The sequence below is a fragment of the Aureimonas flava genome (assembly GCF_003583935.1).
Lineage (GTDB): Bacteria > Pseudomonadota > Alphaproteobacteria > Rhizobiales > Rhizobiaceae > Aureimonas > Aureimonas flava.
Window position 1 is genome coordinate 15576 of record NZ_QYRN01000012.1, and the last position, 25033, is coordinate 40608.

Annotated in this window: 27 protein-coding genes; 15 read left to right on the top strand and 12 right to left on the bottom strand. The window is 74.6% G+C overall.

Annotated elements, in window-relative coordinates; translation table 11 throughout:
- The first annotated feature begins 44 nt into the window (after positions 1 to 44).
- Together D3218_RS17845 and D3218_RS17850 are read left to right on the top strand one after the other, a co-directional pair.
- Complete coding sequence (locus tag D3218_RS17845; protein ID WP_119541439.1) at positions 45 to 1445, top strand: anthranilate synthase component I family protein; 1401 nt, start codon at positions 45 to 47, stop codon at positions 1443 to 1445.
- Positions 1442 to 2041 carry an anthranilate synthase component II gene (locus tag D3218_RS17850; protein WP_119541440.1) on the top strand — a complete coding sequence of 200 codons (600 nt, stop codon included), beginning with the start codon at positions 1442 to 1444 and terminating at the stop codon, positions 2039 to 2041. The genes D3218_RS17845 and D3218_RS17850 overlap by 4 nt, the downstream gene beginning before the upstream one ends.
- Here the strand turns inward: D3218_RS17850 and D3218_RS17855 are convergent.
- Positions 2026 to 2265, bottom strand: a complete 240-nt coding sequence (locus D3218_RS17855; RefSeq protein WP_136625135.1) for a hypothetical protein — start codon at positions 2263 to 2265, stop codon at positions 2026 to 2028. The genes D3218_RS17850 and D3218_RS17855 overlap by 16 nt on opposite strands.
- Positions 2266 to 2428: 163 nt before the next feature.
- On the opposite strand from D3218_RS17855, the gene D3218_RS17860 reads away from it, so the two are divergent.
- Positions 2429 to 2626, top strand: coding sequence for a hypothetical protein (locus D3218_RS17860; RefSeq protein WP_119541442.1), 198 nt, complete (start codon positions 2429 to 2431; stop codon positions 2624 to 2626).
- Positions 2627 to 2666: 40 nt separating this feature from the next.
- Positions 2667 to 2969, top strand: a complete 303-nt coding sequence (locus D3218_RS17865) for a hypothetical protein (RefSeq protein ID WP_119541443.1) — start codon at positions 2667 to 2669, stop codon at positions 2967 to 2969.
- Between the two features lie 25 nt (positions 2970 to 2994).
- Here the strand turns inward: D3218_RS17865 and D3218_RS17870 are convergent, their stop codons facing one another.
- Together D3218_RS17870 and D3218_RS17875 are read right to left on the bottom strand one after the other, a co-directional pair.
- Positions 2995 to 3789: an endonuclease III domain-containing protein gene (locus tag D3218_RS17870; protein WP_119541444.1), complete on the bottom strand. Its 795-nt coding sequence runs from the start codon at positions 3787 to 3789 to the stop codon at positions 2995 to 2997.
- Positions 3790 to 3854: 65 nt separating this feature from the next.
- A complete protein-coding gene (locus D3218_RS17875) occupies positions 3855 to 4742 on the bottom strand; it encodes a LysR family transcriptional regulator (RefSeq protein WP_168990591.1) in 888 nt (295 codons plus the stop codon).
- A gap of 139 nt (positions 4743 to 4881) precedes the next feature.
- Here D3218_RS17875 and D3218_RS17880 point away from each other — a divergent pair, with 139 nt between their 5' ends.
- From D3218_RS17880 to D3218_RS17900, 5 genes are all read left to right on the top strand, one after another.
- A complete protein-coding gene (locus D3218_RS17880) occupies positions 4882 to 5829 on the top strand; it encodes a VOC family protein (RefSeq protein ID WP_119541445.1) in 948 nt (315 codons plus the stop codon).
- A 61-nt stretch (positions 5830 to 5890) separates the two neighbouring features.
- Positions 5891 to 6523, top strand: a complete 633-nt coding sequence (locus D3218_RS17885; protein WP_119541446.1) for an alpha/beta hydrolase — start codon at positions 5891 to 5893, stop codon at positions 6521 to 6523.
- A 68-nt stretch (positions 6524 to 6591) separates the two neighbouring features.
- A complete protein-coding gene (locus D3218_RS17890) occupies positions 6592 to 7329 on the top strand; it encodes an ABC transporter ATP-binding protein (RefSeq protein WP_119541447.1) in 738 nt (245 codons plus the stop codon).
- The gene (locus D3218_RS17895; RefSeq protein ID WP_119541448.1) at positions 7322 to 9850 is read left to right on the top strand and encodes an FtsX-like permease family protein; all 2529 of its coding nucleotides are present in this window, start codon (positions 7322 to 7324) and stop codon (positions 9848 to 9850) included. Before D3218_RS17890 ends, D3218_RS17895 begins: the two co-directional genes overlap by 8 nt.
- Positions 9850 to 10911: a lipocalin-like domain-containing protein gene (locus D3218_RS17900; protein ID WP_119541449.1), complete on the top strand. Its 1062-nt coding sequence runs from the start codon at positions 9850 to 9852 to the stop codon at positions 10909 to 10911. The genes D3218_RS17895 and D3218_RS17900 overlap by 1 nt, the downstream gene beginning before the upstream one ends.
- Positions 10912 to 10932: 21 nt before the next feature.
- Here D3218_RS17900 and D3218_RS17905 read toward each other — a convergent pair whose 3' ends face one another.
- Positions 10933 to 11574, bottom strand: a complete 642-nt coding sequence (locus tag D3218_RS17905) for a 3-oxoacid CoA-transferase subunit B (RefSeq protein WP_119541450.1) — start codon at positions 11572 to 11574, stop codon at positions 10933 to 10935.
- Positions 11574 to 12311, bottom strand: a complete 738-nt coding sequence (locus D3218_RS17910) for a CoA transferase subunit A (protein ID WP_119541451.1) — start codon at positions 12309 to 12311, stop codon at positions 11574 to 11576. The genes D3218_RS17905 and D3218_RS17910 overlap by 1 nt, the downstream gene beginning before the upstream one ends.
- Before the next feature lie 56 nt (positions 12312 to 12367).
- On the opposite strand from D3218_RS17910, the gene D3218_RS17915 reads away from it, so the two are divergent.
- Positions 12368 to 12985, top strand: coding sequence for a helix-turn-helix transcriptional regulator (locus tag D3218_RS17915; protein WP_245415105.1), 618 nt, complete (start codon positions 12368 to 12370; stop codon positions 12983 to 12985).
- Between the two features lie 6 nt (positions 12986 to 12991).
- Here the strand turns inward: D3218_RS17915 and D3218_RS17920 are convergent, their stop codons facing one another.
- Positions 12992 to 13189 carry a hypothetical protein gene (locus D3218_RS17920; RefSeq protein WP_119541452.1) on the bottom strand — a complete coding sequence of 66 codons (198 nt, stop codon included), beginning with the start codon at positions 13187 to 13189 and terminating at the stop codon, positions 12992 to 12994.
- 180 nt (positions 13190 to 13369) lie between these two features.
- On the opposite strand from D3218_RS17920, the gene D3218_RS17925 reads away from it, so the two are divergent.
- Both D3218_RS17925 and D3218_RS17930 read left to right on the top strand, forming a co-directional pair.
- Positions 13370 to 13996: a ribonuclease D gene (locus tag D3218_RS17925; protein ID WP_119541453.1), complete on the top strand. Its 627-nt coding sequence runs from the start codon at positions 13370 to 13372 to the stop codon at positions 13994 to 13996.
- Between the two features lie 207 nt (positions 13997 to 14203).
- The gene (locus D3218_RS17930) at positions 14204 to 14545 is read left to right on the top strand and encodes an ATPase inhibitor subunit zeta (protein WP_119541454.1); all 342 of its coding nucleotides are present in this window, start codon (positions 14204 to 14206) and stop codon (positions 14543 to 14545) included.
- A gap of 46 nt (positions 14546 to 14591) precedes the next feature.
- On the opposite strand, the gene D3218_RS17935 is transcribed toward D3218_RS17930, so the two are convergent.
- From D3218_RS17935 to D3218_RS17955, 5 genes are read right to left on the bottom strand one after another with little or no spacing between them, the layout of a single operon-like run.
- Positions 14592 to 16325, bottom strand: coding sequence for an acetyl/propionyl/methylcrotonyl-CoA carboxylase subunit alpha (locus D3218_RS17935; protein WP_119541455.1), 1734 nt, complete (start codon positions 16323 to 16325; stop codon positions 14592 to 14594).
- Positions 16326 to 16332: 7 nt separating this feature from the next.
- Positions 16333 to 17943, bottom strand: a complete 1611-nt coding sequence (locus tag D3218_RS17940; RefSeq protein ID WP_119541456.1) for a 5-oxoprolinase subunit B/C family protein — start codon at positions 17941 to 17943, stop codon at positions 16333 to 16335.
- Positions 17944 to 17953: 10 nt separating this feature from the next.
- On the bottom strand, positions 17954 to 18757 hold the full coding sequence (locus D3218_RS17945; RefSeq protein WP_119541457.1) for a putative hydro-lyase: 804 nt from the start codon (positions 18755 to 18757) through the stop codon (positions 17954 to 17956).
- 14 nt (positions 18758 to 18771) lie between these two features.
- On the bottom strand, positions 18772 to 19545 hold the full coding sequence (locus tag D3218_RS17950) for a LamB/YcsF family protein (RefSeq protein ID WP_119541458.1): 774 nt from the start codon (positions 19543 to 19545) through the stop codon (positions 18772 to 18774).
- 17 nt (positions 19546 to 19562) lie between these two features.
- The gene (locus tag D3218_RS17955; RefSeq protein ID WP_119541459.1) at positions 19563 to 20828 is read right to left on the bottom strand and encodes an NRAMP family divalent metal transporter; all 1266 of its coding nucleotides are present in this window, start codon (positions 20826 to 20828) and stop codon (positions 19563 to 19565) included.
- A gap of 335 nt (positions 20829 to 21163) precedes the next feature.
- On the opposite strand from D3218_RS17955, the gene D3218_RS17960 reads away from it, so the two are divergent.
- Positions 21164 to 21838 carry a GntR family transcriptional regulator gene (locus D3218_RS17960; RefSeq protein ID WP_119541460.1) on the top strand — a complete coding sequence of 225 codons (675 nt, stop codon included), beginning with the start codon at positions 21164 to 21166 and terminating at the stop codon, positions 21836 to 21838.
- 121 nt (positions 21839 to 21959) lie between these two features.
- Positions 21960 to 22970, top strand: a complete 1011-nt coding sequence (locus tag D3218_RS17965) for an SDR family oxidoreductase (RefSeq protein WP_119541461.1) — start codon at positions 21960 to 21962, stop codon at positions 22968 to 22970.
- Positions 22971 to 23016: 46 nt separating this feature from the next.
- Here the strand turns inward: D3218_RS17965 and D3218_RS17970 are convergent, their stop codons facing one another.
- Positions 23017 to 23736 carry a GntR family transcriptional regulator gene (locus D3218_RS17970; protein WP_119541462.1) on the bottom strand — a complete coding sequence of 240 codons (720 nt, stop codon included), beginning with the start codon at positions 23734 to 23736 and terminating at the stop codon, positions 23017 to 23019.
- Positions 23737 to 24011: 275 nt separating this feature from the next.
- Between D3218_RS17970 and D3218_RS17975 the strand changes: the two genes are divergently transcribed.
- Complete coding sequence (locus tag D3218_RS17975) at positions 24012 to 25001, top strand: ABC transporter ATP-binding protein (protein ID WP_119541463.1); 990 nt, start codon at positions 24012 to 24014, stop codon at positions 24999 to 25001.
- The last annotated feature ends 32 nt before the right edge of the window (positions 25002 to 25033 follow it).

Consider the following 25033-nt stretch of genomic DNA (forward strand, 5'->3'; position numbering starts at 1 on the left):
GAAGGCGATTTCGCCCCGCCGGGAAATGCTCTAAGCGCGTGCCCATGTGGCATCGACCGATCGAGGTTCCCTCCCTGCCCGAGGCGGCGGCGCGCCTGCGCGCGCTAAGTGGCCTCGCCTGGCTGGATTCGGCCCGTCCGCACCCGACGAACGGGCGCTGGTCGATCCTGGCCGCCGCGCCCTTCGCCCGGTTCGAGGCGGGTCTCGGCGGCGCCCGGCTGGCGGGCGCCCCGCTGGACGGTCCGCCCTTCGAGGCGCTGGACGCGCTCCTGGCGCGCCACCGCGTGGAGACGGGCGAGCGCGACCCGCCCTTCGCGGGGGGCCTTCTCGGCACGATCGACTTCGAGGCGGGCCATCTCCTGGAACGGCTCCGGCCGCCGGCCGGCTTCGATCCCCACCGCCCGCTTCTCGGCTTCGGCCTCTACGACACCGCGCTCCTGTTCGACCACGCGAAAGGCTCGGCCCGGCTCGTGTCGGCCGGGTTCGGACCGGGGCTCGACGCCTCGGCATCCCCGTCCGCCCGCCGCGCGCGCGCGCAAAGCCGGCTGGACGCGTTCGAGGCGGCGCTGGCCCGGCCCGCAGACCCGCCGGCGCCGCGTCCCGCGACCGCGCCGCGCTGGATCTCCAGCCGCGACGCCGCGGCCTATGCGGCGGACGTCGACCGGGTCAAGGCGCTGATCCTCGACGGCGAGGTCTACCAGGCCAACCTGTCGCGCCGCCTGCGCGCCGCGCTGCCGCCGGGCTTCGACCCGTTCGCGCTCTACGGACGGCTGCGCGCGGTGAACCCCGCGCCCTTCGCCGCCTACGTGGAGGAGCCGCACCGCACGCTTGCCTCCGCCTCGCCGGAGCTGTTCCTGCGCCTGCGCGGCCGGCGGGTGGAGACGCGCCCGATCAAGGGCACGATCCGGCGCACGCCGGACGAGGCGGGCGACCGCGCGGCCGCCGCCGCTCTCCTGGCGTCCGAAAAGGACCGTGCCGAGAACGTGATGATCGTGGACCTCCTGCGCAACGACCTGTCGCGGGTGTGCGAGACCGATTCCGTCGCGGTGCCCGAGCTCTGCGCGCTGGAATCCTATGCCGGGCTCCACCACCTCGTCTCCGCCGTCACCGGGCGCCTGAAGCCGGGTCTGGGCGTCGGCGCGCTGATCGCCGCCGCGTTTCCCGGCGGCTCCATCACCGGCGCGCCCAAGATCCGCGCCACCGACATCGTGGCCGCCGTCGAGGGGGCGCCGCGCGGCCTCTATTGCGGCTCGGTCGCCGCACTGTCGTTCTGCGGCGCGGCGGACCTGTCGATCGCCATCCGCACCCTGGAATTTGCGGGAGACGCCGTGTCCTTCGGCACCGGCGGCGGCGTCACGATCCTGTCGGAGGGCGCTGCGGAATGGGAGGAGACCTGCACCAAGGCCGCCCGGATCCTGGCCGCCTTCGAGCCCCCCGCCGCATGATCCTCGTCCTCGACAACTACGACAGCTTCACCCACAACCTCGCCCGCTACCTCGAGCGGCTGGGCGGGCGGGTCGCCGTGGTGCGCAGCGACCGGATCGACCTGTCCGGCATCGCGGCGATGGCGCCCGCCGCGCTGGTCCTGTCGCCCGGCCCGTGCGGCCCGGCCGAGGCCGGCGTCTGCCTCGCGGCGGTGTCGGCGCTGTCGGGGCAGGTGCCGATCCTCGGCGTCTGCCTCGGGCACCAGGTGATCGGGGCGGCGTTCGGCGGCCGCGTCGAGCGCGCGCGCGAGCCGATGCACGGGCGGGCCTCGCCGCTCGCGCACGGGGGCGCGGGTCTCTTCGCCGGCCTGCCGGACCCGCTTCCGGCCGGGCGCTACCATTCGCTGGTGGTGCGCGAGACCGCGGCGATGGCGCGCCATCTCGCGGTGGACGCACGCTCTCCGGCCGGCGAGGTCATGGCGCTGCGGCATCGCCGCGACCCGACCTTCGGCATCCAGTTCCATCCCGAATCCGTCCTGACCCCGGACGGCGACCGGCTGCTCGCCCGCTTCCTGGCGCTGGCGGCGGACTGGCGCGCGGCTCAGGCGGGAAGCTGACGCCCCAGACGGCGCCCGGCGGCCGTGAGGCGGAACCAGCACGTGTCGCGCCAGCCGAGCGCCACGGACACGAGGCCGAGCGCGTGGAGCTCCAGGCAGCGGCGCAGCTCGTCGGTGGCGAGATCGCCGGTGTGGAGCCCCACGCTGTCGCGCGCCGGCCCGTCGTCGAGGCGGCGAAGCATGTCGCCTTGGGCCGGGGTGATCTCGTTCGGACGTAACCTCATGGACGGCCTCCTCCCGGCGTGTCGTGCGGATGCCGGAAGCGCAGCGTTCCAGCCGGGGCTTGCGCGAACGTGGGGCCGCACTGCGATCGGGCCGCCTCCCGCCGGGAACCACGACCCGCCCCGCCGCGTCCTTCCCGGGAGGACCATGCGCAGGGAGGCATCCATGAGCGAGAACCGCCAGGTCGCGAGCGAATCCGAGGGCAAGCCGGAAGCTGCGTCCCGCCAGACGCCGAGCGAGGCGGACCGCACGCCCGCCGCCGGCCCGCATGCCAGGCCCGAGCTCACCAACCCCGATGCAACGCCCGGCGCCGGCAGCCTGCCCGAGCCGGGCGAGACGGGCGACGACGCCGGTGCCGGCTGAGCGCTCGCCCCGCCCCATCCATCACGCCAACGGAGGCCCCATGTCGAACCTTCCCGAGACCCCCGAGCGCAACGCGCCCGACCCCATCCTGCCCGAGCCGATCGGCGAGGACGCCTTAGTGCAGCCGGACGACGGCTCGTCGGGCGAAGCAGCGCAGCCCGGAGCGCCCGGCTCCGGCTCCGGCTCCGCGCCCCCTTCTCCGCCGCCGATCGCCGACGACCGCCCAACGCCGGGCAACCAGGAGCGACCGATGACGCCCGAAGAGGAGCTGGACGAGGCGCTGGACGACACCTTCCCCGCCTCCGACCCGATCGCTCCCAGCCGGATCGACGGTCCGGCCTGAGGCTTGCGGGGATCGAGCACCCGGATCACGCAACCCGGAACGCGCTCGGGCAGAGGTCGGCCAGCGTGCAGCGTCCGCAGGCCGGACGCCGGTGGTGGCAGACCTTCTGCCCGTGCAGCATGAGCACCTCGTGGTTGTCGTAGAGGTCCTGCGCGCTCCACGCCTCGGGAAGCTGGGCGCGCAGCACGGGATGCGACGGCCCCACCGCGAGATCGGGCGCGATGAGCCCGAGCCGCGCCGCCACCCTGTGATGGTGGCTGTCCACCGGCAGGGCGGGCATCCGCAGGGTGGAGAAGGACAGGACGGCGGCGCTGGTCTTGGGCCCGACGCCCGGCAGTTCCTCGAGCCAGGCGCGCGCCGCCGCGGGCTCCATCGCGGCGAGGAACCCGAGGTCGAGCCCGCCGGTCCGCTGCGCGACGCGCGCGAGCACGGCCTGGATGCGCGGCGCCTTCTGCTCCGGCCAGCGCACGCCGTGGATCAGCCGCTCCACCTCGTCCGTGGGTGCGGCCACCAGCGCGGCCCAGTCCGCAAAGCGGCTCCGCAGGGCCTGGAAGGCGCGGCCCGAATCGGCGTTGCGGGTGCGATGCGACAGGAGCGAGGACACCAGCTCGCTCAACGGATCCAGATCGTGGAAGTACCCGATCGGACATCCGTAGACGGCGCAGAGCCGCTCGTGGACGAGGCGGGCCTTGGCCGCAAGCTCGGCGGGGTCGGGCGGCGCCGTGTCGGAGCGGCGGGCGGGCGGCGACGGCGGGCGCCCGGCACGCCGGGGCGCCGGCGGGCCCGCCGGGCTGGAGCGGGGGGTCGGGTTCGGTGCCATGGCGCCGGAATCCACGGCGATTCGCGCCGGTTCCCCCGCACGCGCCCCTGCGGCGATCCGTCCCGTCAGCCGGGCTGCGGGCGCCGCCCCTCCAGGAGCGGTCGATGGTCGGCGACCGCAGCGGCCAGGAAGTCCATCAGGGCGCGCACCCGCGGCACATGGCGCAGGTCCGCATGGGTCAGGAGCCACAGGTCGGTGGCGAACCGCTCGTCCGGCGCCTCCAGCCGGCGCAGGCCCGGCCGCGCGTCGCCCACGAAGCAAGGGAGATAGCCCCGTCCGACCCCGGCCTCGATCGCCTCCGCCAGGCCCAGCACCGTGTTGACCCGGTAGCCGATCCGGTCCGCCGGTGCGATCCGCGCCACGTGGCGCGCCACCGCCATCCCCGCCATCGCGTCGCCCGGCGACACCCAGTCCTCCACGGCCGTGCCGCGCGGCCCGAACAACGCCCATGCGATGCGCGCGCCCTTGCGCCCCACCAGCGTCTCGGGCGGCCGGTCGGTCGCCCGGATCGCGACGTCGGCGTCCCGCTTCGACAGGTTCAGCGCCGGGTTGCCGAGCACGACGTCGAGCCGCACGGCGGGGCAGTGCCGGCGGAAGCCGGCGAACAGCGGCGTCAGGAAATGGACCAGCAGCGAATCGTTGGTGGCGACGCGCACCTCGCCGGACGGCAGGGGCTCGCGCCCGGCGAGCCGCAGCGCGGCGGCGTCCACCGCCTCGGCCACGACGCGCGCGACCGCCGCGATCTCCTCGCCGGCGGCGGTCGGCGCGAGCCGCGCGCCGTTGCGCTCGAACAGGGCGCAGCCCATCGCGGCCTCGATCTGGCGCAGCCGGCGGAACACGGTGGAGTGGGCGACGCCGAGCCGGCCCGCCGCCACGGGCAGCGTGCCCGCTTCCGCCACCGCGCCCACGAGGCGCAGGTCGTCCCATGCCAGCCGGTCGAGCTCCATCGTCATCCGCCCCGCCCTTCGCCCTTCGCCCCTCGCCGGCGCCGCTGCAACGCGACCATTGCATGACTGCAATCCGTCTGCACCTGACGACCCGCCGTCATTGCGCTTATCTTGGCCCTCGAGACAGGCACCATGGAGCATCCGCATGAGCCACGGCATCCATCACGTGACCGCCATCGCCGGCCCCGCCGCGCGCAACGCCCGCTTCTACACCGAGACGCTCGGGCTGCGGCTGGTGAAGCGCACCGTCAACTTCGACGATCCCGGCACGTGGCACCTCTACTACGGCGACGAGGCCGGCACGCCCGGCACGATCCTCACCTTCTTCCCCTGGGAGCATGCCGCGCCCGGCCGGCTGGGCGTCGGCGAGACGCAGGAGACCGTGTTCCGCGTGCCCGAGGGCGCGGTGGGCTTCTGGACGCAGCGTTTCCTGGAGCGGGGCGTCGCCTTCGACCCGCCCGTCCGGCGCTTCGGCGAGACGGCGCTCGCCTTCCGCGACCCGGACGGCATGCGCCTCGCCCTGGTCGGGGTGCCCGGCGCCGAGGCCGAGCCCGGGTGGACGGGCGGCGGCGTGCCGGCGGCGGCGGCGATCCGCGGCTTCCATTCGGTGAGCCTCCTGGTGGAGGACCTCGGCCCGACCGGCGCCGTGCTCACCGACGTGCTCGGCTTCCGCGAGACGGCCATGGAAGGCACCACCACCCGCTTCCGGGTGGACGGCGTCGCGGTGGGCGGCATCCTCGACGTGCGGGCGGTGGGCGGCTTCCTGAAGCCGCGTCCGGGCGCGGGCTCGGTGCACCACGTCGCCTTCCGGGCGGCGGACGACGCGGCGGAGGCGGCCATGGCGCGGCGGCTGACCGAGAACCACGGCATCGCCGTGACCGAGCAGCGCGACCGAAACTACTTCCGTTCGGTCTACTTCCGCGAGCCGGGCCACGTCCTGTTCGAGATCGCCACCGACCGGCCGGGCTTCGCGGTGGACGAGCCCGCCGAGCGCCTCGGGCAGGCGCTGAAGCTTCCCGCGGGCCTCGAAGCCCACCGGGCGCGGATCGAAGCCGTGCTGCCCGACCTCGGGATCGCGGACGAGGCCGCCTGAGGCCGGCCGGACGAGACGCGGGGCGGCGGTTCGCCGCCCCGCCGCGCCAACGGAGAGCACCATGAGCCGGACCACGCCCGACCTGTCGCACCACCACCGCTTCGTGCCGCCGGCGGGCGGGCCGGAGCGGGCGCCGCTCCTCCTGCTGCACGGCACGGGCGGCGACGAGAACGACCTCCTTGCGCTCGGAGCCGCGGTGCGGCCCGGCGCGGCGCTCCTGTCGCCGCGTGGCCGGGTGCTGGAGAACGGCATGCCGCGCTTCTTCCGGCGCCTCGCCGAGGGTGTGTTCGACGAGGCGGACGTGATCGCCCGCGCTGGCGAGCTCGCCCGGTTCGTGGAAGCGGCGCGCGCGGCCTACGGCCTGGCGGCCCCCGTCGCGGTCGGCTTCTCCAACGGCGCCAACATCGCCGCCGCGCTCCTGATGCTGGAACCGGGGCTGCTGGCGGGCGCCGCTCTGATCCGCCCGATGGTGCCGCTGGCCGCGCCGCCCGCCTTCCGCCTCTCCGGGCGGCCCGTCCTGATCCTGTCGGGCGCCGGGGACCCGATCGTGCCGGCCGAGAACGCCGCGTGTCTCGCCGCGCTCCTCGAAGGCGGCGGCGCGGGCGTGCGGCACGAGATCCTGCCCGTCGGCCACGGCCTGTCGCAGATGGACCTGTCGCTGGCGCGCGACTGGCTCGACGCCGAAGCCCCGTGATCCCTGCGGCGTCGGGCAGCAGGCACGGCGCCTGGATCGCCCGGCGCCGCGCCCCAGTTTCGGCCGGGATGCGACACGATCCCAGCCCCTCCCCGGCCGCGGCGCGGGCGACGTCCGAACCGCCGGCGCCTGCCCGCCTTCTGGTTCGCGGCCTCGCCAAGAGCGTGCCGGGCGGCCGGCAGCTCTTCCACGGGCTCGACCTCGCCGTGTGCGGCGGCGAGCTGGTGGCGATCGTCGGGGAATCGGGCACCGGCAAGTCGACCCTCCTCAACATCCTGGCGGGCCTCGACGAGGCGGACGCCGGCGAGGTGGAGGTCGGCGGAACCCGGCTCGGACCGCTCGACGAGGCGGCGCGCACCCGGCTGCGGCGCGAGCGGATCGGCTTCGTGTTCCAGGCCTTCCACATCCTGCCCTACCTGACGCTCGGCCAGAACGTCGCCCTGCCGCTGGCGCTCGTCTCGCCCGACGCGGACCGGGCGGCCGCCGAGGCCGGGCGGCTGCTCGCGGCCGTGGGCCTCGGCGGCCGGGCCGACGACTACGCGCGCGATCTGTCGGGCGGCGAGCTGCAGCGCGTCGCCATCGCGCGTGCGCTCGTGCACCGGCCCGCCCTGATCCTCGCCGACGAGCCGACCGGCAACCTCGACCCCGATACGGCGGCCCGCGTGCTCGCCCTGTTCGCGCAGGCCGTGCGCGAGGGCGGCGCGGCGGCGGTGATCGTCACCCATTCGCCGGCCACCGCCGCCGTCGCCGACCGGGTCCTCCGGCTCGAGGCGACCGGCCTTCGCCAGGGCCCGGCGCATGGCTGAGGCAGGCGGGCTCGCCGACGCCCGGCTGGCGCTGCGCTGGCTGATCGCGGGCGAGGGGCGCGCCCATCCCGCGCGCTTCCTGCTCACCGCGCTCGCCATCGCCGTGGGCGTGGCGCTGGGTTTCGCGGTGCATCTCGTGAACGGCTCGGCCCTCGCCTCCTTCGAGGGCGCGGTGCGCTCGGTGAACGGCGCGGCCGACCTCCAGGTGCGCGCGGCGAGCCCCCTAGGCTTCGACGAGGCGGCCTACGGCAGGGTGGCGCTGGCCGACGGCGTCGCCGACGCGAGTCCCGTCGTGGTGCTCGATGCACGCGCGGGCGACGGGGCCTTCACCCTCCTCGGCCTCGACGTGCTGCGCGCCGCGCGCGTCACGCCCGCCCTGGTCGGGCTCGACGCGCGCGGCGTCGACCGGAGCCGTGCCGTGGTGTTCTCGGCCGACGCCCTCTTCCTGTCGCGCGCGGCGCTCGCCGCCACGGGCGCCGCGGTGGGCGACACGATCGCGGTCTCGGCCAACGGGCGCACCGTGCCCTTGCGCGTCGCCGGCACGCTGGACGGGGCGGGCGACGGGCAACGGCTCGGCACGATCGACATCGCGGCCGCGCAATGGCGTTTCGACCGGCTGGGCCGGCTCGACCGGATCGACCTGTCGCTCGACGACCGGCGCGCCGCCGAGGCCGCGCTGCCTCCGCTCCTGCCGGCGGAGGCGAGCCTCGGCACGCAGGACACCGAGGCGCGCCAGGGCAGCGCCCTCAGCCGGGCCTACCGGGTCAACCTCGACATGCTGGCCCTGGTCGCCCTCCTGACGGGCGGCTTCCTCGTGTTCTCGGCGCAGGCGCTGTCGGTGGCGCGCCGGCTGCGCAGCTTCGCGCTTCTGCGCACGCTCGGCCTGCCGCGCGGCGGCGTGGTGGCGGCCGTGACGCTGGAGGGGCTCGCGATCGGCCTCCTCGGGGCGGCGGCCGGCCTCGCGCTGGGCTACGGGCTGGCCGCGGCGGCGCTGCGGCTCCTGGGCGGCGATCTCGGCGCCGGCTATTTCGAGGGGGGCGCGGCGCACGTCGTGTTCCAGCCCCTCGCCGCCGCCGTGTTCTTCGCGCTCGGGCTCGCGGCCGCCGTTCTCGGCAGCGCGCTTCCCGCCCGCGCCGCCTCGCGCGCGGCGCCCGCCGCCAGCCTCAAGAACGCCGGCGACCTCGTGGACCCGCGCACGCGCATGCCCGTTCTGCCCGCCGCGTTCCTGCTCGCGGCGGGCGTCCTGGCGAGCCTCGCCCCTCCGGTGGCGGGCCTGCCCGTCCTCGGCTTCGCCGGCATGGCGCTGATGCTGGCGGGGGGCGTCGCGGGCGTCCCCTGGGCCGCGCGCCAGCTCCTGAAACCGCTTCTGCGGCGCCCCCCGCGACGCGTCCCCGCGCTGCTCGCCGTGCGCCATGTGCAGGGCAGCCCCGGCGAGGCGGCCACGGCGCTGTGCGGCATCGTCGCCTCCACCGCCCTGGTGATCGCGATGGCGACCATGGTCACGAGTTTCCGCACGGCGGTGGACGAATGGCTGGGCGACGTCCTCTCCGCCGACATCTACCTGCGCGCGGACGCCGGAAGCGGTTTCGACCCGGCGACGCAGGCGCGGCTCCAGGCCGTGCCGGGCGTCGCGGCGGTCGCCTTCAGCCGGCAGCTTCCCCTGTCGATCGCCCCCGACCGGCCGCCCGTCTCGCTGATCGCGCGCGACCTCGGGCCCGGCGGGGCGTCGGGCCTCCTTCGGCCGGTGGAGACGGCCACGGCGCCGGCGCCGGCCGGCACGGTGCCGGTCTACGTGTCCGAGCCGGCCGCGCGGCTCTACGGCTGGCGCCCGGGCCGGACGATCGCCCTGCCGCTCGGGCAGGGCGCCGCCTTCTTCGTCTCGGGCATCTGGCGCGACTACGCCCGGCAGCAGGGCGCGGTGGCGATCGCCAGCGCCGACTACACCCGGCTGACGGGCGACGCGACGCGCGACGAGGCGGCCGCGACGCTGGCGCCGGGCGCGGACGCGGCGGCCGTCGGCCGGGCGCTTCGCGCGGCCCTGCCTGCCGGCGTCGAGGCCAGCCTGGCCCGGCCGGCGGAACTGCGCGCCTTCGCGCTCGATCTGTTCGACCGCTCCTTCGCCGTCACCTACGCACTCCAAGGGGTCGCCATGCTGGTCGGCCTTGCGGGCGTCGCGGCCACGATCTCGGCCCAGACCCTCGCCCGGACCCGCGAGTTCGGCATGCTGCGCCACCTCGGCGTCTCGCGCGGGCAGATCCGGGCGATGCTCGGGCTGGAGGGCGCGCTGCTCGGCGCGGTCGGCGCCGTGTCCGGCGTGGCGCTCGGCCTCGCGCTCGGCCAGGTGCTGATCCACGTGATCAATCCGCAGAGCTTCAACTGGACCATGGGCACGCGCGTGCCCTGGCCGACGCTGGCCGTCGTGTCCGCCGTGCTGGTCGTCGCCGCCGCCTCGACCGCGGTGCTGGCCGGCCGGCGCGCCACGGCACGGGACGCGGTTCAGGCCGTCAGGGAGGACTGGTGATGCGCGCGTTCCTCGCCTTCCTCGTGTCGCTTGCGCTCGCGCTGCCGGCCGGGGCGCAGACCTTTCCGGCGGTGCGGCCCGGCGTGGCGCTGGCCTTCCCCGCCGACCACGGCGCCCATCCCGCGTTCCGCACCGAATGGTGGTACGTCACCGGCTGGCTCGCCACGCCGGATGGCGCCGATCTCGGCTTCCAGGTCACCTTCTTCCGCACGCGGCCGGACACCGACCCGGCCAATCCCAGCCGCTTCGCGCCCGCCCAGATCCTGTTCGCCCATGCCGCCCTGTCGGACCCCGCGCTCGGCCGCCTCCTGCACGGCGAGCGGTCGGCGCGCGCCGGCTTCGGCCTCGCCGAGGCCGCGACCGGCGACGCCGACGTGATGATCCGGGACTGGCGCCTTCGCCGCGCGGCGGACGGGAGTTGGAGCGCGCAGGTCGCGACGCCCGACTTCGCCTACGCGCTCGCCTTCCGGCCGACGCAGCCGATCTTCCTGCAGGGCGAGGACGGGTTCAGCCGCAAGGGCACCGGCGAGGGCGAGGCGAGCGCCTACTATTCGCTGCCGCATCTGCGCGTGTCCGGCACGCTCACGCGCGACGGCCGCACGGTGGAGGTCTCGGGCGAAGCCTGGCTCGACCGCGAATGGTCCTCGCAGTTCCTGTCGCCGGCCGCGGCCGGCTGGGACTGGACCGGGCTGAACCTCGACGACGGCGGGGCGCTGGTCGCCTTCCGCATCCGGGGACGCGGCGACGAGACGCTGTTCGCCGGCGGCTCGCTTCGCCGCCCGGACGGGACGATCGTGCGCTTCGGGCCGGACGACCTGCGCTTCGAGCCGGTGCGGCGCTGGCGCTCGGCACGCACGGGCGCGACCTATCCGGTGGAGCAGGTGCTCCTGCTGCGCCTGCCCGAGGGCGAGCGGCGCCTGCCGCTGCGCCCGCTGTTCGACGACCAGGAGCTCGATGGGCGGGCCGGGGGCCTGCCCGTCTACTGGGAAGGGGCGGTGCGCACGGACGGCGGGCGGGGCTATCTCGAGCTCACCGGCTACGCCGCGCCGCTGTCGCTCTAGCGACGCGCGACGCTCGCACCCCTAGAGCCCGACCTCGAAGCCCGCCGCCGTCTTGGCGCGGATCTCCTCCAGCGTCACGCCGTCGGCGAGCTCGATCAGGGTCAGCCGCTCCGGCCCCTTGCGCTCCACGGTGAAGACGCCGAGGTCGGTGATCACGAGGTCGGCGACGCGCGCGCCCGTCAGCGGCAGGGTGCAGGCGGGCAGGAGCTTCGATTCGCCCTTGGCCTCGTGCTCCATCACGACCACCACGCGCTTGACGCCGGCCACGAGGTCCATCGCCCCGCCCATGCCCTTGACCATCTTGCCGGGGATCATCCAGTTGGCGAGGTCGCCGTTGGCCGCCACCTGCATGGCGCCGAGGATGGACAGGTCGATGTGACCGCCCCGGATCATCGCGAAACTGTCGGCCGAGGAGAAGAAGCTCGTCATCGGCAGTTCGGTGATGGTCTGCTTGCCGGCGTTGATGAGGTCGGCGTCCTCCTCGCCCTCGAACGGGAACGGGCCCATGCCGAGCATGCCGTTCTCGGACTGGAGCACCACCTCGATCCCGTCCGGGATGTGGTTGGCCACCAGCGTCGGAATACCGATGCCGAGATTGACGTAGAACCCGTCCTCGAGCTCGCGGGCGGCGCGGGCCGCCATCTGGTCGCGCGTCCAGGCCATCAGACGTCCTCCCCCGCGGCGGCCGGCGCGGCGGCCGTCTCGCGCCGACGCACCGTGCGCTGCTCGATGTGCTTCTCCGGGCCGGCCACGTGGACGATGCGCTGCACGAAGATGCCCGGCGTGTGGATCTGGTCCGCGTCGATCGAGCCGACCGGCACCAGGTGCTCGACCTCGGCCACCGTCGTCTTGGCGGCGGTGGCCATCATCGGATTGAAGTTGCGCGCCGTCTTCCGGTAGACGAGGTTTCCTTGCGCGTCGCCCGTGTGGGCGTGGACGATGGCGAGGTCGGCGAACAGCCCGCGCTCCATCACGTAGGCTTCGCCGTCGAACTCGCGCACCTCCTTGCCCTCGGCGATCAGCGTGCCGACGCCGGTGCGGGTGAAGAAGGCGGGGATGCCCGCGCCACCGGCCCGGATGCGCTCGGCGAGCGTGCCCTGCGGATTGAACTCCAGCTCCAGCTCGCCCGACAGGTACTGCTGGGCGAAGAGCTTGTTCTCGCCGACATAGGACGAGATCATCTTGGCGATCTGGCGGGTGGCGAGCAGCCGGCCGAGGCCGATCCCGTCGACGCCCGCGTTGTTGGAGATCACGGTCAGGCCCTTGACGCCGGACGCCTGCACCGCGTCGATCAGCGCCTCGGGAATGCCGCACAGGCCGAAGCCGCCGGCCATGACCACCATGTCGTCGCGCAGGAGCCCGGCCAGGGCCTCCACCGCCGTCGAACGAACCTTCCGCACCGTCGCGCCTCCCGTCGCCGACCGCGCGAGGCGGCCTCCATGACGGAAGCTAGAGCTTGCCCGATGGCTGCGGCGAGTCGTATTTCTACGGCATGTCCGCACTGCCCCGGCGTCCCGGCGAACCCGACACGGCCCCGCGCTTCGCGCTGGCGGAGCTGCCCGTGCCGCTGGTGTTCGCCACCCATCGCATCATCCGCGACTGCAACGCCGAGTTCGCCGCGCTGTTCGGCTTCGAGCGGGCCGAGCTCCTGGATACCAGCTTCTCGCGCCTCTATCCCCGGCTCGACGACTTCGTGCGCACCGGCGAGATGTGGCGCAGCCACCTGCCCGGAGGCCAGGTGTTCCAGGACGAGCGCATCATGCGCGGGGCGATGGGGCGGCGCTTCTGGGCCCGCGTCAACGGGCGCTCGCGCCGCGCGGCGGACCCGTTCGCGGAGGCGATCTATTGCTTCGAGCCGCTGAACCGCCCGGTCTCGGGGGCGACGCTGCGGCTCAGCGGGCGCCAGCGCCAGATCCTGGCGCTGGTGGCGCAGGGGCGCACCAATGCCGAGATCGCGGCGGCCGTCGGCCTGTCGCGGCGCACGGTGGAGGCGCACCGCCTGCGCCTGTCGCGCGCGGCGGGCGTGCGCAACGGGGCCGAGCTCGTGGCCTGGTTCCTGGCGGACGGCGGCTGAGGACACTCAGTGCCGCGTCTGCCGCATCGGCTGGACGACGTCGGTCGCGGATCGGAGCGGGCGCGCGGCGGCCGGAAAGGGCCGCGCCGGGCCGGCCGGCACGCCCCAGTGGAAGCCGGGCCCGACGGCCGAGCCGAAGGCGGCGGGAAAGGCCCCGGCGGCGGATGGGGAGGCGCGGGGACGAAGCGGGATGATCGCTGTCATGGTCGTGTTCCTCGTATCAACGCGACCAGAGGTAGACCCTCGCGGTTTCGCGCCGATTTCGTGGATGTTTCGCGGTGCCCGCGTCGGACCGGGGTTTGGCGCGCGATGGAAATCCGCTATGGCCACGCCATCGCTCGCAACACGAGAGGCGCCCCGGCCGTGGGGCCCGGAGACAGTTCCATGACGATCCGCGTTCACAAGGGCGACCTTCCCGACCTCGCCCGCTACACCGGGTCGGTGGCGATCGACACGGAGACGCTCGGCCTCGATACCCGGCGCGACCGGCTCTGCGTGGTGCAGCTCTCGCCCGGCGACGGCACCGCCGACATCGTGCAGATCGCCAAGGGGCAGCGCGAGGCGCCCAACCTGTGCGCGCTGCTGGCCGACACCGGCAAGCGCAAGATCTTCCACTACGCCCGCTTCGACATCGCCGCCCTGTTCCATGCCTTCGGCGTGATGACGCAGCCCGTGTTCTGCACCAAGATCGCCTCGCGCCTGACGCGCACCTACACCGACCGCCACGGGCTCAAGGACCTGTCGAAGGAGCTGATCGGGGTGGACCTGTCGAAGCAGCAGCAGTCCTCCGACTGGGCCGCCGAGACGCTGACCCCGGCCCAGCTCGACTACGCCGCCTCGGACGTCCTCTACCTGCACGACCTGATGGGCGTGCTCCTGAAGCGGCTGGAGCGCGAGGACCGGCTGGCGCTGGCCGAAGCCTCCTTCGCCTACCTGCCGACGCGCGCCCGGCTGGATCTCCTTGGCTGGGACGAGGAGGACATCTTCTCGCACTCGGTCGCCCGGTCCTGATCGCGGCGACGTGATCGGCCGATCGCGCGATCGGCAGGGCACAACGGCAGCTCGCGCCCCTCGCGTTAACGGTTCGGAAAGGTCTTTTCCGGCCGTTCGATTCAATTGTCGCCTTCGGATTCCGGCTCCGGTGAGAGCCCCCGCGCTAGCGTCCTTCCCGTCGACCGGGGACCGGCGACGGGGATCAACCAGGGGGAACCGCAATCCATGCAGAGCATCGAGCTTCGCCATCAGCTGTCGGAACGCCGCCACGCGCTCGAGGAGCGCCGCTCCTTCTGCGACCGGGCCCGGGCCGACCGTCTCGTGGCGCTCTGGGCCGCCGGTCGGCTCGGCCTCGGCGACGAGGCGGCGGACGCCTATGCCGACACGGTGGTGCGCGCGGGCGTGAACTCGCCGGGCGGGCGCGGCGGCTTCGAGCGCATCGCCGCCGACCTCGCCGCCACGCCGGTGCATGTCGAGACCATCCGCTCGCACTACGCCATCGCCATGGCCGATCTCGACCGCCCCTTCGGCGCCGCGACCCTCGCCGCGGCGAGCCTGGGGGCCTGACGCGCCTGACGCGCCGGGCGCGCGCCCGCTTCGGGCGGGCCGCGGCTCAGGCGGGCCCGGCCACGATCCGGGCCAGCGCCTCGCCCGCCTGGAGATAGGCGCCGGGCGTCGCCTGCAGCGCGACGGTGCCCGCGACGGGGGCCGTCACCTGCGTCTCCATCTTCATCGCCTCCATCACGGCGACGACCTGGCCGGCCTCCACCGCCGCGCCGTCCTCGACCCGCCATCCCTGAAGCGTGCCCGCGACCGGCGCGGCCACGAGGCCGGGATCGGCGGGCGCGGCCTCCGGCGCGTCGGCCGCCGCCGACGAGGGCGCGCCGAGCCGCGACAGGAGCGCGGCCGGCAGGCCGAGGACGTGGCGCCGTCCGTCGATCTCCACGGGCAGGCGCAGCATGTCGGGCCCGTCCACCGGCTCGGGCCGCGCGGCGGCGGCGAGATCGGTGGCGAAGTCGGTCTCGATCCAGCGGGTGTGGACGCGGAAGGTCTCGCCCGCGAAGTCCTCCGCCTCCACCACCGCGCGGTGGAACGGCAGGACGGTGGCGACGCCCTCCACCGCGAACTCGGCGAGCGCGCGGCGGGCACGGGCGAGCGCCTCAGCGCGGGTCGGCGCGGTGACCACCAGCTTGGCCATCATGGAATCGAAGTGGCCGGGGATCACCGAGCCGGACACGACCCCCGCATCGACCCGCACGCCCGGCCCGGACGGCGGCTCGAAGCGCACGACCGCGCCCGGCGTCGGCAGGAAGCCGCGCGCCGGATCCTCCGCGTTGATGCGGAACTCGATCGAATGGCCGCGTGGGGAGGGCGTCTCGCGCAGCCGCAGCGGCTCGCCGTCGGCGATGCGCAGCTGCTCCACCACCAGGTCGAGGCCCGTGGTCTCCTCCGTCACCGGGTGCTCGACCTGGAGCCGGGTGTTGACCTCCAGGAACGAGATCGTGCCGTCGGCGCCCAGGAGGAACTCCACCGTGCCGGCGCCCACGTAGCCGGCCTCGGCGCACACGGCGCGCGCGCCCTCGTGGATGCGCGCGCGCTGCTCGGGCGTCAGGAAGGGGGCGGGCGCCTCCTCCACCAGCTTCTGGTTGCGGCGCTGGAGCGAGCAGTCGCGCGTGCCCACCACCAGCACCGTGCCGTGCCGGTCCGCCAGCACCTGCGCCTCGACGTGGCGCGGCCGGTCCAGGAAGCGCTCCACGTAGCACTCGCCGCGCCCGAAGGCCCCCTCGGCCTCGCGCGTGGCGGAGGCGAAGAGCTCCTCCACCTCGCCGAGGCTCCAGGCGACCTTCATGCCCCGGCCGCCGCCGCCGAAGGCCGCCTTGATGGCGATCGGCAGCCCGTGCGCCTCGGCGAAGGCCAGCGCCTCGGCGCCGTCGCGCACCGGCCCGTCGGAACCGGGCACCAGCGGCGCGCCGACGCGGGCCGCGATCTCGCGGGCGCGCGTCTTGTCGCCCAGGGCCTCGATCACCGAAGCGTCCGGTCCGATCCAGATCAGCCCCGCCTCCACCACGGCGCGCGCGAATTCGGGGCGCTCGGACAGGAAGCCGTAGCCCGGATGCACCGCGTCGGCGCCGGACCGGCGCGCCACGTCCAGGAGCTTGGCGATGTCGAGATAGGTCTCGGCCGGTGCGTTGCCGCCGAGGCCGTGCGCCTCGTCGGCGTGGCGCACGAAGGGGGCGTCGGCGTCGCAGTCGGCATAGACCGCGACCGAGCGCACGCCGCGGTCGCGGCAGGCCCGCACGATGCGCAGGGCGATCTCGCCGCGATTGGCGATCAGGACTTTCTTCATGGTGGACCTACGGGCGTTCGGGTTCGATCTCGGCGAAGGGCCGGATCACGTGGAAGCGGATGCGCGCGCCCACGGGGAGCTGCGCGGCGAGGTCGAGGTGGTGCTCCGCCAGGGTCGCGATCACCGGATAGCCGCCGGTCAGCGGATGGTCGGCCATGAACAGCACCGGCTGGCCGTCGTGGGGCACCTGGATCGCGCCGTTGGCGGTGCCCTCGCTCGGCAGTTCCGCCGCCGGGTCGCGGCGCTCCAGCGGCCTCTCGCCCCGGATGCGCAGGCCGACGCGGTTGGACAGCGGCGTGACGGTCCACTCCTGGGCGGTCAACGTCTCGACGCCGCGCGGGGTGAACCACTCCGTGCGCGGTCCCATCACGATGTCCAGCACCACCGTCTCGCCGGCGGCGGGCAGACGGGCCGGCGCGGGTTCGGGATCGCCCACGGCCGGGCCGCCGACGCGCGGCCGGATCGCCAGCCGGTCGCCCGCCGCGACCGGTGGCGGGCCGAGGCGGGCGAGCGAATCCACCGAGGCCGAGCCGAGAACCGGTTCGACCGCGAAGCCGCCCCGGGCGGCCAGATAGGTGCGCAGGCCACGGCTCGGCGCCACGAGGGCGACCCGGTCGCCCGGCTCCAGCGACACGGGCCGGCCGGCCGGCGCCACGCGGCGCCGACCGGCCGCGTCGCGGATCTCCAGAGCGGCGTCCGTGCCGGCCAGGGCCACCACGGCGGCGCCGTCGGCCTTGAAGCGGAAGCCCCCCCCTACGATCTCCAGCGCCGGCGTGCCCGGCGGGTTACCGACGAGGCGGTTGCCAGCGTGGAGCGCCGACCGGTCCAGCGCGCCGGCGGCCGAGACGCCCTGCGCCGCCTGCCCCGGCCGCCCGTCGTCCTGGAACAGCGGGGGCATCGGCGCGTCGCTCACCCGCAGGCTCGTGCCGCCATGCGGCGCGGCCGGCGCCGTAGGCGCGCCACGCGCGGCCTCGCGCGCGGCGATCGCATCGAAGGCGCCCCGGTCGGCGAGCGGCGTGAAGCGCACGCGCGTGCCCGGCTGGAACAGGGCCGCCGGCTCGCGCGAGAGGTCGAACATGCGCAGCGGCGTCGTGCCGATGAGCTGCCAGCCGCCCGGCCCCTCCTGGGGATAGACGCCGGCGAAGTGTCCGGCCAGCGCCACCGTGCCCGCCGGAATGCGGGTGCGCGGGCTCTGGCGCCGCGCCACGTGGAGCGCCGGGTCGCCGTCCACCAGGTAGCCGAAGCCGGGCGCGAAGCCGGTGAAGGCGACGGTGAACTCGCAGGCCGTGTGCCGCGCGACCACCTCGTCGGGCGCAAGGCCGGTGAGCCGCGCGACCTCGGCCAGGTCCTCGCCGTCGTAGAGCGTCGGGATCTCCACGAGACGCTCGGACGGGGCGGCCCTCGCCGACAGGTCGCGGGCACGCAGGTCGGCGGCGAACGCGCCGAGGTCCGGCGGCGCGCCCGGCCGGAAGCGCACCAGAAGCGTGCGCGCGGCCGGCACGATCTCCTCGATTGCGGCCAGGGGACGCGCCTCCAGCGAGGCGAACAGCGCCAGCGTCTCGTCGAGGTCGGCGAGCTCGACCAGGACCGAGCGGAGGCTCACGGGAAGGATGCGCATGGGCGGCTTCTCAGACGTGGTAGGCGGCGTCGGGAACGTCGGTGACGAACATGTGTCCGGGCGCATGGGTCACGGCGAAGGGCACGCGCGAGGCCATCACGGCGGCTTGGGGCGTGACGCCGCAGGCCCAGAACACGGGCACCTCGCCCGGCTCGACGCGGACCGGATCGCCGAAGTCGGGGCGCGCGAGATCGGCGATGCCGAGCCCCGCGGGGTCGCCGACATGGACGGGCGCGCCGTGCACGGCGGGGAAGCGGCCGCTGATCAGGGCGGCATCGGCCACCCGCCCGGCGGGGATCGGGCGCATGGACACGACCATCGGACCCTGGAGGCGCCCCGCCGGCCGGCAGGGGCGGTTGGTGAGGTACATCGGCACGTTGGTGCCGTCCGCGATGTGGCGCACCTCGATGCCCGCCTCCTGGAGCGGCGTCTCGAAGGTGAAGGAGCAGCCGATCAGGAAGGTGACGAGGTCGCCGGCCGCCTCGAAGGCGGCGGCGGCGTCGGGCACCTCGGCGGCGAGCGCGCCGTCGCGCCACACCCGGTAGAGCGGGATGTCGCGCGCGACGTCGGCGCCCTCGGCGAGCACGGTGGCGCGCGAGCCGGGGTCGGTGACGTCCAGGACGGGGCAGCTCCTGGGGTTGCGCTGGGCGTAGAGCAGGAAGTCGAAGGCCCAGTCGCGCGGCAGCGCGATCATGTTGGCCTGCGTCAGGCCCGGCGCGACGCCGGCGGTGGGCCGAACCAGGCCGGCGCGATAGCGGGCGCGCGCGGCGCGGCCCGCCTCGCGCAGGAGCTCGCTCTTGGACGGTGCGCTCACCGGCTCCTCCCCCCTCAGGCCGCCGCGAAGGGGCGCACCGCGACCCCGTCGGCTTCCAGGCGCTCGCGCACGGCCGCGGCGATCCGCACCGCGCCGGGACTGTCGCCGTGGACGCAGATGGAATCGGCCTCCAGCCGGATCACGGAGCCGTCCACGGCCTCGATCTCGCCGGTGGCCGCGAGCCTTGCCATGCGCTCGGCGACCAGGGCGGGGTCGTGGATCACCGCGCCCGCCTCGCGGCGCGAGACCAGCGTGCCCGCCGGCGTGTAGGCGCGGTCGGCGAAGGCCTCCGACACCGTGCGCAGGCCCGCGTCCCGCGCCAGCGCCACCAGCGGCGCGTTGGCGAGGCACATCAGCACCAAGGAGGGATCGGCCGCCAGGATGGCCTCCACCACGTCGCGGCCCTGCCGCGCGTCGGCTGCGATCGTGTTGTAGAGCGCGCCGTGCGGCTTGACGTAGGTGACGCGCGTGCCGGCGGCGGCGGCGGCGGCCAGGCCCTTGAGCGCGCCGATCTGGTAGACCACGTCGGCGCGCAGGTCCTCGGAGGCGACGTCCATGGCGCGGCGGCCGAAGCCGCCGCGATCGGGATAGGAGACGTGGGCGCCCACCGCCACGCCGCGCTGCGCCGCCGCCCGCAGCGTGCGCAGGATGCCGGCCGGGTCGCCCGCGTGGAAGCCGCAGGCGACGTTCGCCGAGGAGACGAGACCCAGCATGGTCTCGTCCTCGCCCATGGTCCAGGCGCCGTAGCTCTCGCCGAGGTCGCTGTTGAGATCGATCGCTTGGGTCATGCGCCGGGCTCCCGGGGTCACATCGAAAGGAAGGCGAAGATGGGGCCGATCGACCGGTAGCCCATCCACCAGGTCAGCGCGCAGGTGAGAACGCCGAGAACGGTGAGCCAGAGCGGATGGCGGTAGCCCGGCATCAGGTCGGGACGCGCCCAGGCCGCGTAGATGAAGATGGTGAGGCCGATCGGCAGGATCAGGCCGTTGAAGCCGCCCACGAAGACCAGCAGCGCCGCCGGCGCGGTGCCGATGACAAGGTAGGCGGCCAGCGAGACGGCGATGAAGACCACCGTCGACCAGGCGCGGCCGCGCTCGGTGAGCCGGGGGTTGAACGTGTTGAAGAAGGTGACCGACGTGTAGGCCGCGCCGATCACGCTGGTGATCGCCGCCGCCCACAGGACCACGCCGAAGAGGCGCAGGCCGAGTTCGCCCGTCGCGGCGTAGAAGGCCTGGGCGGCGGGGTTGGCAGCCTGTCCCGAGAGGTCCAGCGTCACGCCGCCGGCGACGACGCCGAGCACCGCCAGGAACAGGACGAATCGCATCACGCCCGTGACCGCGATGCCCGACAGGGCGGCGCGCGTCACCGGGCCGAGGTTCTCGATGCCCACCGTGCCCTTGTCGAGCATCCGGTGCGCGCCGGCATAGGTGATGTAGCCGCCCACCGTGCCGCCGACGATCGTGGTGATGGTGGCGAAGTTGATCTCGTCGGGCCAGACGGTCTGGCGCAGCGCCTCGCCCACGGGCGGCGCCGAGGTGAAGGCGACGAACAGCGTCAGCGCGATCATCACGAGGCCCAGAACGACGATGATGCGGTCCACCGCGACGCCGGCCCGCTTGGACGAGAAGATGCCGATGGCCACCAGCGCCGAGAGCGCGCCGCCGATCTTGGGGTCGAGCCCGACCAGCGCGTTGAGGCCGAGGCCCGAGCCGGCGATGTTGCCGATGTTGAAGATCAGGCCGCCGAAGATGATCAGCACCGCCAGGACGTAGCCCGCGCCCGGGATGGCGGCGTTGGCGATGTCGGAGGCGCGCATGCGCGTCACCGCGACGATGCGCCAGATGTTGAGCTGCACCACGAAGTCGATCAGGACGGAGGCGAGGATGCCGAAGGCGAAGGCGGCGCCCATGGTGGCCGTGAAGGTCGCGGTCTGGGTGATGAAGCCGGGGCCGATGGCCGAGGTCGCCATCAGGAACACGGCCGCGACGAGCGACGAGCGGCGGTCGGCGGCCGTTTGGACCAGGCCGGAAGGGGCCGGCGCGTCGGGGCGCCCGGAGGTGGCGGAATCCATGGAGTTCTCCTCTACGGGCGGCGCGCGCCGACGAAATAAGGCCGAATTGCGGATGCAGCTTGTTCCGATTGAACCGTTGCGTCAACATTGTTCAACGATTTTTGCATGCCTGTCCTGCAATCTGTGCAGCGCACGGGCAGGTTGCGCGGGCGCCGACCAGGGTTCTGCCCAAGCGACGCTCATTTCCCCGCCGGCGCGCGGCGGGATCGGCGCGCGCGGCTTGATGTCGGGCCCCGGTTGAACGATGGTCGCGGCGACTGGAACGGGACGGGGAACGGCATGCCGAAGCGAGCGATCTGGGGGCGTCGCCCCGCGACCGGGCGCGGCCCCCGCGCTTGAGCCCTGTCGAGCCCGCTTCCCCCGCGCTGACGGTACGCCTCGCCGAGGCGCTGCGCGACCGCGTGATCGCCGGCGAGCTCCTGCCGGGCCAGCGCCTGTCGGAGACCGCCCTGGCGGCGGACCTGTCGGTGTCGCGCAACACGCTGCGCGAGGCGTTCCGCCTCCTGACCAAGGACGGGCTCCTGCGCCACCAGCCCAACCGGGGCGTCTTCGTGACGGTGCCCGACCATGCGGCGGTGATCGACATCTACCGCGTCCGCCGGCTGGTGGAGTGCCGGGCGCTCGCCGAGGCGCAGCCGGGCCATCCCTCGATCGGGCGCATGCGCGCGGCGGTGGACCGGGCGACCGGAGCTCGCGAGGCGGGCGACTGGCAGGCGGTGGGCAGCGCCAACATGGCGTTCCACGCCGCGATCGTGGACCTGGCCGACAGCGCCCGGCTGGCCGCCTTCTACGCCCAGGTCGCGGCGGAGCTGCGCCTCGCCTTCGGGCTCCTGGACGCGCCGGAGGCGCTCCATGCCCCGTTCATCGACAGCAACCGGGCGATCGTGGAACGGCTGGAGGACGGCCGCGCGGGCGAGGCCGCCGCGCTGCTCGACGCCTATCTCCAGCGCGCCGAGCGGATCATCCTCGGCGCGCTGTCGCGCCGCGCGGACCCGGCCCCGCGCGGCTAGAGCGCGCACCGCCGGAACCCGCCTCCCCGGCCCGGCCTTCCCCGCAGGACCCGGTCCAGGCACGGCCCGCCGTGCCCGGATCCCCATGCAAAGGCCATCGCATCAGCGGGGAACCACCGACATGAACGACCAAAGCCTCTCCCGCCGCACCGTGCTCGGCGGCGCGGTCCTCGGCGCCGCCGCCATGGCGGCCCCGGCCGGAGCCCAGACCGGGCAGCCGGCCGCCGGCGCCGGCGCCGGCGCCGGCGGTGCCCGCCTCGCCGACCCGCGCAGCCGCTACACGCGCGAGCCGTTTCCCGAGCAGAAGCAGCCCTGGCCCGGCCTCCAGCGGGAGATGACGCCCGTGCCCGACTGCGGCGAGACGAGCTATCGCGGCTCGGGCCGGCTCGCCGGCCGGCGAGCCCTGGTCACGGGCGGCGACAGCGGCATCGGCCGCGCGGCGGCGATCGCCTTCGCGCGCGAGGGCGCGGACGTCGCGATCAACTACCATCCCGACGAGGAACCGGATGCGCAGGACGTCGTGCGGCTGATCCGCGAGACGGGGCGAAAGGCGGTCGCGCTTCCGGCCGACATCCGCACGCTGGACGCCTGCGAGGACGTGGTGCGCCGCGCGGTGGAGGCGCTCGGAGGGTTGGATCTCCTGGTCAACAACGCGGCCTACCAGCAGAGCCGGGCGGACATGCTCGACATCTCGGACGAGCAGTTCGTGCGCACCTTCGAGACCAACGTCTACCACGTGTTCCGCTTCTCCAAGGCGGCGATCCCGAGCCTGCCGCCCGGCTCCGCGATCATCAACACCGTGTCGGTGAACTCCTACGACCCCGGCGAGGAGCTGATCGACTACGCCGCCACCAAGGCCGCGATCCTGAACCTGACCAAGGGCATGGCCAAGCAGCTCGCCCGCAAGGGCATCCGCGTCAACGCGGTCTCCCCCGGACCGGTCTGGACCCCGCTGCAGGTGGCGGGCGGCCAGTTGCCCGGCACGATGGGCGAGTTCGGCCAGGACACCCCGCTCGGGCGAGCCGGTCAGCCGGCCGAGCTCGCTCCGCTCTTCGTGGCGCTGGCCGAGGACGGCGCGAGCTTCTCGACCGGCACGGCGGTGGGCGCCCATGGCGGCAAGGGCAACCCCTGACGACGCCCGGCGCGCGCCGGCCGGCGGGCGGGCGGTCGGGCGGGCGTCACGGCGCCCCCCGCAGCGCGCTGGCGAGGTCGGAGGCGGACGCGGAGCCGGACCGGAGGTCGAGATCGGCGAGGAGCGCTTCCACGTGGTCGCGCATCAGCCGCGCCGCGCCCGGCGCGTCGCCGGCGGCCAGCGCCCGCAGGAGCGCCAGGTGGGCGGCGTTGTCGCACAGGGTCGCCGGGCGGCGCCAGTAGAGGGCGATCACCAGCGAGGAGCGCGACAGGAGCCCGTCCACGATCGCCGTCATCACCCGCTGGCCCGAGAGGCGCGCGATGCGCCGGTGGAAATCGGCGGAATGGAACACCGCCTCGCGCGGGTTGTCGGCGTGGAAGGCGCCGTGCTCGGCCTCGATGGCGTCGCGCAGCATCGCCTCGTCGCCGGGGCGCATGCGGGCGGCGGCGAGGGCTGCCAGCGGCGGCTCCACCACGGCGCGCGCCTCGAAGATCTCGCGCGCCTCGTCCGGCGTCGGATGGGCGACGCGCGCGCCCTTGTTGCGCTGGAGGATCACCACCCCGTCGCGCGCCAGCGCCTGGAGCGCCGCGCGCACCACGGTGCGGCTGATGCCGTAGATCTCGGCGATCTCCTCCTCGGCGAGCTTGGCGCCGGGGCCCAGCCGATGGCGCGCGATCGCGTTCAGCACGCCGTCGTAGATCGGCTGCCAGGACGCGGGCCGCCCCGTCTCGGTCTTGAGCCCGCCGGGCGATGGCTTACCGTGCAATCGTCGTCTCCAAAGCGAACAGCCCAAGCGGCCGCCCCGTTGCTTCTTGCACGAACCGTGCCATGCGCAAGCATCCGCCGCACTCCGTCTTCGGATACAAAGATTGTGTACGATTTAAGCAGCGCCGGTCGTGGACCGCCCGGTTCCTGGGCAGCGGCCGCCGCCGGGGCGCGCGGCGCCCGGGCCCGGCGCCCAGCCTGGGCTGCGGTCGGCCCCCGGCCGCCACATGGCACGCTTCCTGCTTTCTCCCCTTCGACCGGAGCGGAGAAGCGTGCATGGCCCCTGGAGACCTCGAACTCGTCAAGCTGACCAAGCGCTACGGCGCCACGGTGGCGGTGGACGCGATCGACCTGCGGGTGCCGGCCGGCACCTACTGCTGCTTCCTGGGTCCGTCCGGCTGCGGCAAGTCCTCGACCATGCGGATGATCGCGGGTCACGAGAGCGCCTCGGGCGGCGACATCATCCTCGGGCCCCACAACGTGACCGACCTCGCCCCGGCCCGGCGCGGCACGGCGATGATGTTCCAGTCCTACGCGCTGTTCCCCCATCTGTCGGTGCTCGACAACGTCGCCTTCTCGCTCAAGATGAAGGGCGCCTCGCGCGAGGAACGCCACCGCAAGGCGCGGGCCGTGATGGAGCTCGTCGACCTCGCCCGCTTCGAGACGCGCATGCCCGCCCAGCTTTCGGGCGGCCAGCAGCAGCGCGTCGCGCTCGCCCGCGCCCTGGTGACCGATCCCGGCATCCTGCTCCTGGACGAGCCCCTCTCGGCGCTCGACCCGTTTCTGCGCCTGCGCGTGCGCACCGAGCTGAAGCGCCTCCAGCGCGAACTCGGCATCTCGTTCCTCCACGTCACCCACGGCCAGGACGAGGCCATGGCGCTCGCCGATCTCGTGGTGATCATGAAGGACGGCCGGATCGAGCAGGCCGGGTCGCCGCAGGACGTGTTCCACCGCCCGGCCACCGCCTTCGTCGCCCGCTTCATGGGCGGCCACAACGTCCTGACCCTCGACGGGCGGCCGGTCTCGGTCCGCGCCGACCGGGTGCGCATCGGGCGGGGCGAGGAGGACGCCCGCTCGCTGAGCGGCGAGGTGCGCGGCGTCGAGTACGGCGGCGCCACCGTCACCGTGGTGGTGCACGCGGGCGAGGCCGGCGAGATCACCGCCGTGATTCCCGAAGAGCAGTTCAACGCGGCGCCCGCCGAGCTCGGGCAGACCCGCGCCGTCCACTGGTCGCGCGGCGACGAGTTCGCCCTGCGCGCCGCCTGACCGATCCCCGCCCGCCCCTTCACCCCAGGAGA